This window comes from Mycoplasmopsis canis PG 14, assembly GCF_001553195.1.
Taxonomy (GTDB): Bacteria; Bacillota_I; Bacilli_A; order Mycoplasmatales; family Metamycoplasmataceae; genus Mycoplasmopsis; species Mycoplasmopsis canis.
Map to the genome: position 1 here is coordinate 287,600 of NZ_CP014281.1, position 15,210 is coordinate 302,809.

Sequence of the window (15,210 nt, forward strand, 5' to 3'; positions counted from 1 at the left end):
TCTAATTTTAATACCTTATTCATAATATATATAGTCTTAAAAGTTATTTTAATAAAGTTTTTTATTGACTTATTTTTTTAAAATAATAAAAAATGGTAAAATTTCGCACATGAAAATAAGGAAAAAAATATGTACTTTCTTGTGTTTGTTGAATAGTTTAACTTTACCAGTTGTCGTTATTTCCTGCTCAAATAATGAAAGCAAACAACCAATAACTAAAGAAGCAGAAATTAAGAACAAAGAAAAAACAAACGAAACCAAAAATGATAAGAAAGAAAAAGAACCTAATAAGACTACTAACAGTAGCAACATTGGAAAACAAAATAGCGTAATTAATGATGATGAAAAACAAAAGACAAAAGATAAACTCAAAGAAAAAGACAATTCTGAAGAACTAAAAAAAGATCAGAGCGCTACAACTCAAATTGATAAAGAAGAAAAAACGTCAAAAAACGATTTTGATTTTAGTGATCTAGAAGACATTCCAAATAATTTTGAAATATCTTCAAAACACTATAAAACATTTGATGCTTTTTCGTTTTTAGAGAGGGTAAAAAATACTCCAAACGAAATTAGTAATCAAATGATTTTTGATCAAAAAATCACTGAGAAATATTTTATTAATGTCTTAGAAATTCCATCAATAAAGACAAATAATGAGACCGGCATTTTAAGTAACATCAAATTGAAGTTTAGTTCTAAAAGTAATAATAATAACTTTATAGAAAAAACATTTAGCTTGAGCGGTTTTAAAACAAGAGCAAAAGAAATAAATTCTAAGAATGATTTTGTTTCAGAACAAGACGAAGAGCATTATGAAATTTATAAAAATATCTTTCCCTCTTTATTAGGAATAATGTTAATAAAAAACAAAAATAATGATGTTGAAACAAAGTTGAACGAAATAGAAAAACAAGACTCAGAATATTCAATTAGTGATATTCGAAATCATGGAATAAATGATAAAGATGACTTATTTTTTGATAAATCATTAAGATTTAATCCTTCTATGCCCAATAATTTTATAAAGATAAATGAAATTGATGAAACTAAATACACTTATAAAATAAATGGTGTTAAGGCAAATGATAATGAGGGGACTTTAGAATTAGAAGTTCTAGTATCAGATATGAACGAAACAAATTCTGGATTACCAGATGTTACTAAAACTCTTAAGTTTAATAATTTAAGAAAGCATAATACAAATAAAAAAGAGATCTATTTCAATATTGAAACAGAAGTATTTAGTTCTAAAATAAAAGAAAATAATAAAATTTCAAGCAAATTAAAAGAGATTTACGATGACAATTCACAAATAGACTCCAAAACAAGCATTAAAAATAATTTTAATGAGTTTGAAGTTGGATTACTTAAAAGGTTTATTTTTAATTCATTACAAATGATTATTACCGACAGAACCTATAGAACAAAAGAAAATGGTATTTTACTGAACAATATAAAAGCAACTAATAGTAATAACGCAATTTTCCCTTTTATAACTAAGTATAGCGAAAGTATTTTAAGTGATTTCGAAATTTTTCTTGAACCAATAGATGGGCAAAATTCACCACTTATACTAAATGTAGAAGCAAATCTTTCAATTAATTCATACGAATCTTCATCATTTATTGATATGACCGACTTAAGTTCATTGGGTCCTACGTTAAGTTTTAATGCAACCGGAACTCTATTTAAGTCAAAATTTTACAAGAGTTAAGCAATGGTTAATAAAAATGACAAAAGTGTTTTTCACAATGAAAAAACACTTTTAAAGTACGGAAACGCAACAATAAATGTTAGACTATGAAAATCTGAAGAATTCCTTATTACTAAATATATTCCAAAGCAATCAAAAATATTAGACATAGGGTGCGGATCTGGTAGAACTACGTTCTGATTATATGAAAAAGGTTGAAATAACATAACTGGCGCAGATATTTCATCATCAATGATTAAGCAATGCAATGATATAAATAATATTTTAAATTACTCAATAAACTTTTTGGTCGAAGATGCGACAAATTTAAATTTTAAAAACAATGAATTTGATTTTGTTTTCTTTTCTTTTAATGGTTGACCTGGAATACCTAGTAATTTTGGTAGAATAAAGGCTTTAAAAGAAATTTATAGAGTATTAAAACCAGGTGGAATATTTATATTCACTGCGCATGAAAGAGATGAACAAAAATATTTACAAAATTACAAAAAAAACATAGAACACTGTAAAGAATTTAAATTCGAAATTTTTGGTGATTATATATTTAAAAACGAAGAAAACGCATGCGACTTTATGCATTTATATTCAACTAATGAAATTAAAGATATCATAAAACAAAATACAAACTTTAAAGTTATCGAAATTGTAAATAGAGATAAACAATTTAATGAAAATCAACATGTATTAGACTTTTCGGATAACACTAATTTTTGAATTTTAAAGAAATAGCATAGCTATTTTTTTAAAACAAGATAAGTGATACAATTTAACAATGAAAAAATATTGAAAATTAACTTTATTAATTTCAGCTTCATTAACTAATATTAATGTGATTTCATGCTCACAAACCAAAAATGATTCAAATATGAATATTGATAAAGAAAATACAAAACCAATGAATCCTTCAACGAATAATTCAAATAAAGGAGATTTAAATAATAAGGATTCTTTTAAAAAACCTATTGAACAAGATGAAAAACTAAAAGATAATTCAAATAAAGTTCAAAATAAGAAAGATGATGATGATGAAGAAGATTTTTCTGATGTAATTAATTTTAAAACAGAATTTATAATCAATGATCAAAATATTTCCTCACAAGTAGCTTCAAAATACTTATTATCTATTTCTGATCAGTACGAGGTTATTTATAACTTGATAGAAATAGATAATAAAGTAAAAGAAAGATTTAATATTGATCTAGTTGATACGAAAAATATAATTTCAGATGATGAGGATGGAATTATTAAGAACATTCAAATAAATTTTATTTCAAAGAAATCTAAAAAGATTGTTTCAAAAAAAATTACATTGAAAGGGTTCTTGATCCCAAAACAAGAAACAATAAATGAATCCAAACAAAGTGAAATACTAATCAAGAAAAACCTTGAAGATAAATATAAAAACATATTTCCATCTTTATTGGCTTCTATGCTAATGCTTAATAAAAGCATTAACGATAGATATGAATATTATAACTCGGAAAAAAATACATCAGATAATGATGAGTCATATGGTTTTTATACTTTAGAAGACTATGCTATGGTAAATTCCTTATTTAAAAATGCAAGTGTTAGATTGAATCCATCTTTACCATTCAAATTTTTAGATATTAAAGATAGTTATATAGAAAAATATCAATATAGAATCCAAGAAATAAAAGCCAACGACTTAACGGGGCAGTTGTCTTTAAAAGTCATATTAGAACACATCGAAGAAAATGTTCCAAAAAGACCTAGTGAAGTATTTATATATAATTTTGATGGTTTTAGAAGACATAATAATTTAGAAAACTTTGAATTTTATCTTGATAGTAATGAATTTATTGAAAGAACTAAAGAAAATACAAGAATTAAAAACAAATTAAATTCTTGAGTGCAAGAAAGTAACTCGCAAGATTTAAAAAACTATTTAAACGAGCAAGAAATCCATTCCATTAAACAATTGATTTTTAAGTCTTTAAAATTAAAGGCTAAAAATGATAAAGTTTATTCAACTAATGAAAATGGTATTTCGTTAGAAAACCTGGCTTCATTAAAAAATAATATTGTTTTATATCCATTTGTTACTAGATTTGCTGAATCGATAATAGAAAATTTTGATATTACAATAGATGATAATAAAAATATTTTAATCAAAACTAAACTAAACATTCCTATTTATGCTTCTGATGATTATGATTCTTTTCTAGAAATAAATGGGTTTAATGATCAAATTCAAACTAATAACTTAGCAACTTTTAATTCTGCAGAATTGAAAAAATAATAATAAAAACAAAATAGCATTTTTGCTATTTTTTTCATAAAAACTATGTTTTTATAATAACGCAAAAAATTAAATTTGATAAAATTAAGTAACTATGAGTATAACTAAAAGAAATTTTGAAGCCATCGTTATTGGTGGTGGTCATGCAGGAGTTGAAGCAACATTTGCACTCGCTAATAAGGGGCATAAAGTAGCCTTAATATCTTTTGATTTAGGGAAATTAGCTATGATGCCTTGCAACCCTTCTATTGGTGGTCCTGCAAAAGGAATAATTACAAGAGAAATCGATGCACTCGGAGGAGTGCAAGGTTATTTCTCTGATTTAGCTATGATTCAAATTAAAATGTTAAATGAATCAAAAGGTCCAGCTGTAAGAGCTTTAAGAGCTCAAATTGATAAAGAAAAATATTCAAAAATCATTAATGAAGCTTTATCTAAACATGAAAATATAACTTTAATTGAAGCAGTTGTAGAAGAAATTATCACAGATGAAAATAACATTTTTAAAGGCGTGCAACTTGAAGGTGGAGAAATAATTGAAGCTAAAGTAGTTGTTATTACAACAGGAACATACATGAATTCTAGAATTCTAAGAGGAAGTGATATAACTATAAGTGGTCCGGATAATCAAAAAACAACACCAAAATTAAGTGTTTCTCTAGAAAAACATGGTTTAGAATTACAAAGATTAAAAACAGGTACCCCTGCTAGAGTTTTTGCTGATTCAATTGATTTTTCTAAAGTGGAAAAAGAAGTTTTGGATGATACAGCTTTAACTTTTTCAACTAGATCAGGTGTAAAATTAGCTGAGCAAATTTCTTGTTATTTGACATATACAAACGAAAAAACTCATGAAATTATTGAGAAAAATATAAATAAGTCAGCAATGTATTCAGGATTAATCGAAGGAATTGGACCTAGATATTGCCCAAGTGTCGAAGATAAGGTTATGCGTTTCAGAAATAAAAATAGGCACCAAATATTTTTTGAACCAGAAACAGCTGATGGAAGTATTATATACGTTAATGGTATGTCAACATCAATGCCAATTGAAGTGCAAGCTGAAATGCTAAAAACTATTCCTGGTCTTGAAAATGCCAGAATTCAAAAATGAGGATATGCTATTGAATATGATGCTTTAAACCCTTTACAAATTTCTGATAGCTTAGAATCTAAAGTTATAGAGAACTTATTTACTGCGGGTCAAATAAATGGTACAAGCGGATATGAAGAAGCGGCAGCTCAAGGATTAATTGCTGGTATTAATGCTGGATTAAAATTAGAAAATAAAGATGCCCTTGTTCTAAAAAGAAGTGATGCATATATTGGTGTTTTAATCGATGATTTGGTAACAAAAGGAACCAAAGAACCATATAGAATGCTCACTTCTCGTGCTGAATATAGATTATTACTTAGAAATGATAATCCTGATTTAAGATTATCAAAATATGGTTATGAAGTTGGTTTATTATCAAAAGATCAATATCAACAAGTCGTAGATAAGTATAAGTTAATTGAAGAAAAAATTAATGAATTAAGTATTCAATTTGTTTCTTCTAAAAGTGAACTAGCTAAAAAATACGGTATCGAAAATGGTGTTGCAATGATAAAGGTTTTAGCGCGTCCAGAAGTTGATGCAAGAGATGTTGTTGGGGATTTTCCTTTTAAAAATGAATTAACAACAATAGTGCGTTTAGATGGTTATATTAAAAAGCAAGAAACAATAGCACAAAAAATGGCTAAACTTGATAACTTCAAAATTCCTACTGACTTAGACTATAATAAAGTTGCAAACTTAGCTACTGAAGCAAAACAAAAGCTTGAAAAGATTAGACCAAAAACTATTGGCCAAGCTTCAAGAATATCAGGGATCAATCCTTCAGATATTCAAATGTTAATGTTTTATATCGCTTCAAACAGAAAATAATGAAATTAAATATTGTTGCAGTAGGCAGTTTATCAAAAGAATATCAACTGATATTTGATGACTATGTCAAAAAGGTTAACTTTTTTGCAAAGGTAAATGTAATTGAAGTTAAAGAGCAAAAAATTTCAAACATAGAATTAAAAAAACAAAAAGAAACTGAATTAATATTAGAAAAAATACCTAAAAATTCTTTGGTTATTTACTTATCTCTAAAAGGTAAGCAAATTGATTCTGAAGAATTTGCACAAAATATAACAAATATAGATAATATAACTTTTGTTATAGGTGGTTCTAATGGTGTTAATGAAGAAATGTTTCAAAACAAAATAAATTTTTCGAAAATGACTTTTCCTCACCAATTATTCAGAGTAATGTTAATTGAGCAAATATATAGAGCTTTTACTATTAAAAATGGTATAACTTATCATAAATAAAATGAAGTGCTATAATTCTATATTTTCAAAAATAAAAAAATCTAGACAATATTCTCTAGATTTTTTTATTTATTTTAGTTTTCAATTTGCTCTTTTATTTCATTAAATTTGTTTGTTACGATTGTTAAATGTCTTTCAAGGTCTTGTACGGTTTTTGAACGATCATTCATCATTGGTTGATGTACTTCTTCAAAAAATTCTGGTATTGTTCTTTGCATTGTTTCTTGAAGAATTCTTTGCTTATCTTCAGTAAGACTTTGATCCTCAGATTTATTGATTATATATTGTTGTAACTCGTTTCATTTTGATCTAATATTTTCTAATGCTGTTTCAATTCTTTGACGTTTATCGCTTTCTGATAAGCTTACATTATTCTCTCTCATGATATTTATAATTGTATTCTTAAAATCAAATCATTGTTCTATATCAAAATCTTCTAGTTGATAATCTGGTTGTTGAATCTTAACAAGTAATCTCTCTAAATTTATACCCATTGTAGTTAAGGTAGATTCACTTCTTGAACTTATTGCATTTTTTCAACTTTCAATATCACTTATAAGTCTTCTTATTGTACCTTTAGGATCATTTGTTTTATTAGAATCTATTACTGATTTTAATTGAACATCATTAAGCACACTAGTATTTACAGGTCTTTGCCCAAAATTAATTATGTAAGTTTTAACAATCTCTCCTGCACCATTTTTTAACCTAATTGCAACTTGTGCATAATTTACATTTTGAGATGATCCATCTTTATATGTTTTTAATAATTCTTTTTCAATAGATAATTTAGGGTTATTTTCGTTATTTATCACTAAATCAGATAAATCAAAATTATCCTTTTGGATTATATTCTCAAAATTAGTAACATCGTTTGAAATTTGGTTATTGCTTGTACCGTTGTAGTTAAATGAAATTGTGTTAATATTATTTTAAAATAGTGATGGATAAACCGTTCTATAAGCTCCAGTTTCTGTCTTATTTCTAATGGTGTATAAAATCATATCAGTAAATCCAATTAATTGTTTACCTGTTCCAGTTCTTTTTGTGGTATCTATAGCAGGAACCCATGAAACTCTAACATATTTTGCCTTAACAGGATTAAATTTAATTTTTACACTTAAAACGTTGAAAGAAACATTTAAATTACCTGTTCCTTGCCTTGCACCTGTTTCTCGTTTTAAGTCATTAGGGTTTACTGTTCCGTTAGTGTTATTAACACGTGAAAATCAATCAGTATCAAATGCATAATCTTGATTTTGAACATTTGTTCAGGTAACACCATCTAACGAAGTAGATATTCTAGTTTCTTTAGGTATAGATGTTTGAAATCCATTAGCTGAATAACCACCAAAAACAAAATAAATGTCTATTTTTCCAAAGATATCTTCTTCTTCATTTCTTTTCGCAATAGTTACATAGTTATGCTCTTGATTACCATTATAATCTGATCAATTATCTCATCTATTACCTTGATCTGCTCTTCCATCAACAATATTTTCTAGACTGTCAGGGTATAATGGCGAACTTAAATTTCTTACACTTTTTAAATTAGAATGTCCTCTTAAAGTAACGTATTCACTGTCTTGTAAACTATTTGAATTAGCTTGTTCACCGTGGATAATATATCTTCTACCAGTAGCTACACCATTGTTATATAACTCATAAGTGTTAACACCTTCTAATACTTTATCAGTATTACTTACATCTTGGGTATTGGTATTTATATTTCTATAACTATGATTGTTTTCAAGGGATGGTAAAACATTGTAAATATTTCTTGATGTATCTGCTCATGTTTTATTATCTGAATCCGATGTTTTATCTTCATTTAAATTAAATGAAATATTATTATACGACTCATCACCAACAGGTTTTCCAAATTCCAATTCCATTCTTGTATTATCTACTTTTGCAATTTCTGCAGCAATACTATCTGTTATATCATTTATATCTTGTACGTTATTTAATACAGTTTGATCTTTAAGAGAAATATCTGCAATTTGCTTCTTCTCTATTCTGAACCCGTTATCTAAAGGAAGGTCTTCAAGTTTGGTATTTAATGCTTGAATAGCTACATTTAACGATGATTCTTCAACCGCAATTGTTGCTCTTAAATTATTAATTTCATCAACAGTATCGGCATCAGCACCCTTGTTATTTAATCTTTCTTCAAGTGTTATTCTAAAATCATTTCGATCAGGTAAACGATTGTCAACATCATTTAACGCTTCTTGCAATGCGTTATCTAAATCACTTTTTAGTGTAGTTAATTCTGTATTAATTTCTTCTAGATCAGAAATTTCTCTAAGAAGTGCATTAGATAATTTGTTACCTTCAGTTGTAATTAATTCATTAATTTCAATACGTCTTGGATTTGTTTCAGGGAGTGCTTGCAATGATGTTTCAATTAAACTATATTTAATTGTGAATTCATTATTTTTCTGAATAGCTACATTTTTAATTTTTTCATTAATTTCATTAATTTCATCGTGATCAACATCTAATGAATTAAGTAAGTTTTGTAAGCGAACTCTATCTGAATTATTTTCAGGAAGTTTATTGATTTCTTCTTGAGCTAATCTAATTGCTTCCTTAATATTATTATTTAATTGAATTAATTCATCACGAAGTCTTATGAAATCAGCTTTCTCTTTAGGATGAACTTCATTACCAACATCTTGACCAGCTATTAATTTTTTAACAGTTATTTCTCTTGGATGGGTATCTTTAAGTTTTTCATCATTTAATTGCTCATTTATTGAAGCAATTAATTCTTGAATAGCATTATTTTCATTCGATATCGCATCTTTAATTGATTGAGCTTTTTCTTTTGTATTAACTAGATCACCGTAATAATTTTGTGCCATTGATGTTGCGTTTGCTGTTTTTATTGAATTACCTTCTGGAAGCATTGCATAAGTTGACCTTGCAGAATTTAAAGCCTCATCAATTAAACGTTTTTCATTATCTATTTGTGTTTTAAGATTTTTAATTTTAAGTTCTTCATTTACATCATCACCTAATGCTGATATCTCTATATTAATTTTACTTAAAATACCTGATGCAACATTATTATCTACTTTTGCATTAGAAGGTAATTGAGAATCAATGTAATCCTTAACTTCTTGTACTGCTGCAGATAATTTATTCTTTTCACTTTCTGCGTCAGTTACTAATTGTGTAACTTTTTCAATTTGATTTACTTCAGTCTTACCAGCTATTAAACCTGTTATTCTTACTTTAACAGAGTTGCCTTCCGGTAATTGGTTAACAAAACCTTGTAATTTTGCTTTTTCATCAATTCATGCTGTTGCTAATTGATCAGCAGTATTACCTAAAGCTTGAATTTTACTTACTTCGTTAGCTTCTGTACCCTTAGCATTAATTTGGTTTTTTCTTGTTTCATATTCAGCGTGATCTAAAAGCCTTTGAACTTTTTGGAGAGCTTCATTAACAGCATTTTGAATTAAATCTTTTTCATTTTGTGCAGCTAATTTTATTTCATTAATTCTTTGAATTGAGCTTTCATCATTTCCATTTAATGAATTTAATTCTTCTGTTTTTGTAACTCTTACATTATTCCCTTCAGGTAATGAATCTAATAAGTCTTTTGCTTCTTTCTTTCTATCTTCAAAATTCTTAAATGCTAATGCTGCTCTTTCTATGTCTTGAATATCAGAAACTGTTAAATCATCTTTTGGTGCTTCTTCATTATCTTTTTTAAGTTGACCAAGTAACTCAGCTTTTTCTGATGCATCTGTTAAATCATCAATAGCTGTTTTAGCTCTTGTATAAGCTGCTGCTCTTGCGTTATCTTGCTGACTTTGTTCAGATGTAATTTCATTATTTATTTCATTTAATTTTTCTACAGTTCTTTCATCTTCGTTACTGTTATTCATTAAATTATTTATTTTATCAAGAAGTTCTCTTCTTTTTTCAGGGTCTTGGATTTTTTCAGCTTTAGCTTTAAACTCAGCTGCTTTTTCTTCTAACTCGTTTTCTTTATTTACTTTAGTTAACAATTCTTTAAGTTCTGTAATTGTTTTAGTATTATCGTTAATTAAAGTTTGTAGAGCTTTTTTCTTATCTGAAAGTTCTTGACCTTCCACTTGACCTAAAGCTTCTAAAGCTTTGTTTCTTTCGGTAGCGACTGCCGCTTCAGCTTTTTGTTTTAATTGCTTTAATTTTTCTTCTGTTTGATTATCAGCATTTTCAACATCAGTGTTTAGTGATGAATGCGAAGTTTGATCTGATCCAGATGATTCTAAGCCCGCAGTTAAGGCAATAGCATCTTTTGCTGCTTTTTTGAATTCAGCAATTTTATTATTTGTTTCTGTTACAATTGCATCTAATTCGCTTAAATCAACTTCTCTATGGTCGTCACTATCAGATGGGCTAGCTGCATCTTTTCTTGAAATAAGATTATTTTTAAATTCAGAACCATCTTGAAGTTTTGCTAATGCAGCGTTAACAGCTGCCTTTTTAGTTTGAATTTCATTATCTTCTCTAGCTTTTTCAGTTTGTGCCTCATTTAATATTTCTTGAGCTTCTGACTCAGTAGTTGCTACATCTAATCTTCTTTGTAATTCTGCTTTTTTAGCTGAGTTCATAGTTCTTAATGTATTAATTACTGCTTGAGCTTCAGATTTTTTGGTTTCAAAAGCTTTTTGTGTTGAAACTTTTGTCTCTAACGCATTTGCTAATGCCGTTGCAGCTGATGGATCCTCGTTAGATTTTATTTTTTCTAATTCTGCTTCATATTCAGCTCTTTTTGTTTGATCAGTAATTTGAGCAATATTAGTTTCTAATTGTTGTTTTTTAATCTCTAGATTTTCTTTTACTCTATTTTCTTCTTGAGCAGCAGTATCAATTTTGCTTATAATTGCATCTAATGCTGCTTTTACTGCATCTTGATCTTGATTTGGAGTATTCGTAGAATTATCCCTTAAAGCTGCTTCAAGTTGTTGAACTAATTCTGATTTTTTATCTGCTGTTTTTAAAGCATCAACTCTAGCTTTAAGTTCATTATATTTATTTTTATTAGCAACTTCCTTATTTTTATATTCAAGAGCCTTAGCTCTTATAGCATCTGCTTTTTCTTTAGTGTCTGCTTGATTTAATTCTGATTTAAGTGCTGCTTTCTTAGCATCATTCTCTATACCTTCTGTTTCATCTGATGCTGACTTTTTACTATCGGTGTATTCTTTTTGTTTAACAATTTCATCTTTTTTAGCTATAACCGCATCAGCATCTTGGGCTGCTTCTAATTCTCTCTCGAATCTTTGTCTTTCTTCGTCTGAAAGGTTTGCAGCTGAAGCTAATTCTGCTTTAGCACTTTTTTTCTGTTCTTCTTTACTTTCTTCTGCTTGAGCTTGTTTTAATAATTCGTTAAATGTTGAGTAATTTGAAGTTTTATTAGCTTCTGCTTCAGATATTTTATCAAGAAGTTTTTGTTTTTCAGGATTTGAATCATCTAACTTAGCAACTTCTGCTTTTGCTTCAGATATTTTATCATTAACAAGTTTTTCAGCTTTTGCTTTTACTGTATTTCTTTCTTCTTCAGTTGAAGCGTTAATAAGTTCTGAATTTAAGTTTGAAGCTTCTGATTCAGCACCTTCTAATTTGTTAATTGCACCTTTTGCTTCATCAAGAGCAGTTTTTAATTTAGTTTCTGCGGCTCTTTTAGCTTCTGCTGCGGCTTTTTTAGCCTCTTCAATATTCGCAATTGTTCCGTTATTAATTTTGTCTAATAATGCTTGTTTTTCAGGAGAATCAGCTAATCTGTTTGCTGCTGCTAATGCTTCGTCTTTTGCAGATTGTAAATCTAATTCCTGATTTATTTTAGTTTTTTCTTCATTTATTTTATTGAATACTTCTTCACTTGAAGAATCAATGTTATTTAATGCTTCAATTAGTTCTTGTTTTTTGTTTTCTGGCAAGTTTGAATCATTAATACTTTGTTTAAGATCATCAATTCTTTTGTTAGCAAGACCTTTTGAACCTATTTGTGCTTCCAATGCTTCTTCAGCTTGTTTAGAAATTTTCTCAAGTTCTTTTGCAACTTCGGCAGCTACTGCTTTATTGTTTTCATGAGTAAGTACTTTTTCAATTTCTTCTTTGTTATCAGCAAATTGATCTAATGAAGTAGCATCATCAACTTGAGCTAGTAATTCTTCTCTTTGATCATCAGTTAAATTTGGAGCAGCATTAATTTTTTCTTTAAGAACTTCTTTTTTAGCTTCTAAAAGTTTTTCATCACCATTTGAACCAGCTTGTGATTTAATTTCGTTTTCAATAGCTTCTTCAGCGGCTTTAACATCTTTTTGAGCTTGAGTATTTAATACTTCAGACAATTTTGCTTCAGCAGCACTTAAGGCTTCTAAAGTATTAGCTGCATTGATTTTATCTTTCTCAGCTTGTTTTTCAGTGTCAGAAAGTTTTGATGCATCAATTCTTTGGTTTGCAATTTCTTTTTGTTTTGAAATTAAAACATTTGATCCTTTTTCTTCAATAATTTTATTTTCAATTTCTTTTTGGATCTTAGCTAATTCTATTTCTTTATCTTTAGCGCTTAACTCATTATTATTAACTACATCATTTAATTTTTGTTTTAATTCTTCACTTGAATTAGATGATAATGCTTCTGCAAGTTTGTCAAGTTCAGCTTTTTTAGCAACAACTTTTTCTTCAGGGGTAACAACTGCATCCGCAACTGCTTTTTTAAGTTTTGCAACTTTATCTGTGTCTTTTACTTTGTCTGCTAATCTATTTAAATCTTCTTCAATTGTAGATGAAGTGTCTGAATTTTTATTTAAAACTTTTTCAAGTTCTGCTTGTAATTCTGCTTTTTTAGCAGGATTTTGAATATCTTTTAATAATGATTCAACAAGTTTCTTCTCATTTTCGTTTTGTTTTAACTGACTTTCTTCTTTAGAATCTAAAATTAATTCTGCTTGTGAATTTATATTTTCTATATCGCTAATAGAAAGTGAATCAGGGTTTTCTAATAACTTTTCTAACTCTGATTTTTTAGGATTAGATGCATCTAAGGCACTAACAGATTCACGTGCTTTTGTTAATGCATCTTTTTTGTCTTCTGTGTTAGCTTCATTTGAAGCTTCTGCAAGAATTTTTTGAACTTCGTTTGCATTCTCACTTGAAAGTGAATTTAATTTTTCTTTTAGTTCTGATTTTTTTGGTTCTTCTAAAGTATTGATTATATTTAAAGCTTCATCTTTAGCGTTATTAAACGCAACTTCTTTATTTGTTTTATTAGTTAAGTTCTTTAAATCTTCTTCTGAAGAATTATTTAATGAGTTTACTTCAGATAATAATTTTTCTTTTTCAGATTCTGGTAAATTTGAATTCTTGATTGTATTAACCAATACTTCTTTCTTAATATCGAATGCGCTTTTATCTGAATCTTTATTTTCTGAGCTTAATTGTTCATTTATTGAAGACTCGATTGAAGCAAGAGCATCTTTAACTTTTTGTGAATTTTCTTTTGATTTTTCATTTTCTAATTGCTTTTCAATCATTTCTTTATCTGTGTTAAATTCAGATAAAGATTTAGAAGATTCAACTTCAGCTAATAATTTTTCTTTTTCAGAAGGCAATAAAGTTGAATTATTAATCTTATCTTTTAACTGATCTTTTTTAACATTTAAAATTTCTTCTGCAGTCATTGAAGCTTCTAAAGCGGCTTCAATTTCTTTTTCAACAGCCTTAATATCGTTTTGTTTTTGTGCGTTTAAAATAGCATCTGCTTTTGTTGATGCTCTATCAAATTCTTTTTCATTTCTTGTGGCATCAATTTTAGCTTTTTCAGATTTCTTAGCTTCTTCAGAAAGATTAGATGAGTCAATTCTTTCTTTAAGCATTTCTTTTTTAGCTGTTAATAATTTGTTTTCGCCATCCTCAGCTTTAATTGCTTCTTCAATTTGTTTTTGAATTTCTTCTAATTTTCTTAAAGCAGCCGCAGGGTTTTTATCTGCATTTTCAACAGCATTAGCCAATGCTTCTTTTAATTCATTTAGTTTGCTATTGCTTGATTCAAGATTTGAAGTAGCAAATTTCTCTAATTCAGCTTTTTTAGCCTGAGCTTCTTCACTTGGTGTGATAATTGCTTTTTCAATTTTTTCTTTTAAAGAATCACTTAATGTTTTATCTGAAACAATATTTGCTAATTTATTTAAATCAGCTTGTAATTCTTTAGAGTTATCTGAACTGTTTTTTAGTTCATCAAGCTTATCTTGTAATTCAGCAGCTTTAGATTTATCTTTTATTGAATTAATTAGTGAAGACAAGTAATTTTCTGTTTGATCATTTTCAGAAACACGTCTACTTCTATCAGCTTCATATTCTTTTTCTGCTTCTTTTTCAATATTTTGTATATCCTTTATTTTTAAATCACCCTTATTTAATGAATCAATTAATTTGGCTTTAAAATTATTATCAGCACCTAAACGATTTATAGCCTCTATGGCTTTTGCTTTTGCTTCTTCAACTTTTTTAGGGTCTTCTTTCCCGGCTGCTAGGTCAGCTAAAATTGCTTTTGCTTCTCTAGCTATTGCTACAAAATCTTCATAAGTCTTAGCTTTTTTAAGTTTTGCTACTAGTTCAGGCTTTTTAGAATAATCATCTGGTAATGCATTAACAGATTCATTTGCCTCACTTTTAGCTCTTTCTAATTTGGCTTTTTTGGTAAGAATAACAGCTGTAGCTGTTGCTGCAGTACCTAATAAAAGTATTCCTGCACTTGCAGCTAATATTCTTTTACGTTTTTTATCGGCCATAATTTCTCCTTTTTAAAATTTTGAATATATTCTATATTAACACTATTATATGTTTTTTTTTTTTTTCAAAA

At 27.8% G+C, this 15,210-nt stretch carries 7 protein-coding genes; 5 read left to right on the top strand and 2 right to left on the bottom strand.

All coding sequences use genetic code 4. The features are described from left to right. Positions 1-109 precede the first annotated feature (109 nt). The 5 genes from AXW82_RS01055 to AXW82_RS01075 all read left to right on the top strand — a co-directional run bounded on the left by AXW82_RS01055 (position 110) and on the right by AXW82_RS01075 (position 6,341). Positions 110-1,717: an LppA-related lipoprotein gene (locus tag AXW82_RS01055; protein WP_235732103.1), complete on the top strand. Its 1,608-nt coding sequence runs from the start codon at positions 110-112 to the stop codon at positions 1,715-1,717. A 3-nt stretch (positions 1,718-1,720) separates the two neighbouring features. Further along, on the top strand, positions 1,721-2,446 hold the full coding sequence (locus AXW82_RS01060; RefSeq protein ID WP_004794832.1) for a class I SAM-dependent methyltransferase: 726 nt from the start codon (positions 1,721-1,723) through the stop codon (positions 2,444-2,446). A gap of 43 nt (positions 2,447-2,489) precedes the next feature. Further along, the gene (locus AXW82_RS01065; protein WP_004794829.1) at positions 2,490-3,980 is read left to right on the top strand and encodes an LppA-related lipoprotein; all 1,491 of its coding nucleotides are present in this window, start codon (positions 2,490-2,492) and stop codon (positions 3,978-3,980) included. 94 nt (positions 3,981-4,074) lie between these two features. Beyond that, positions 4,075-5,907, top strand: a complete 1,833-nt coding sequence (gene mnmG, locus AXW82_RS01070; RefSeq protein WP_004794827.1) for a tRNA uridine-5-carboxymethylaminomethyl(34) synthesis enzyme MnmG — start codon at positions 4,075-4,077, stop codon at positions 5,905-5,907. Continuing rightward, positions 5,907-6,341, top strand: a complete 435-nt coding sequence (locus tag AXW82_RS01075; protein ID WP_004794825.1) for a 23S rRNA (pseudouridine(1915)-N(3))-methyltransferase RlmH — start codon at positions 5,907-5,909, stop codon at positions 6,339-6,341. The genes mnmG and AXW82_RS01075 overlap by 1 nt, the downstream gene beginning before the upstream one ends. Positions 6,342-6,415: 74 nt before the next feature. On the opposite strand, the gene AXW82_RS01080 is transcribed toward AXW82_RS01075, so the two are convergent. Next, positions 6,416-7,156 (bottom strand): hypothetical protein, encoded by a 741-nt coding sequence (locus AXW82_RS01080; protein WP_060913325.1) that lies wholly within the window; start codon positions 7,154-7,156, stop codon positions 6,416-6,418. A gap of 117 nt (positions 7,157-7,273) precedes the next feature. After that, positions 7,274-15,139, bottom strand: coding sequence for a GA module-containing protein (locus AXW82_RS01085; RefSeq protein ID WP_223212183.1), 7,866 nt, complete (start codon positions 15,137-15,139; stop codon positions 7,274-7,276). Positions 15,140-15,210 lie beyond the last annotated feature (71 nt).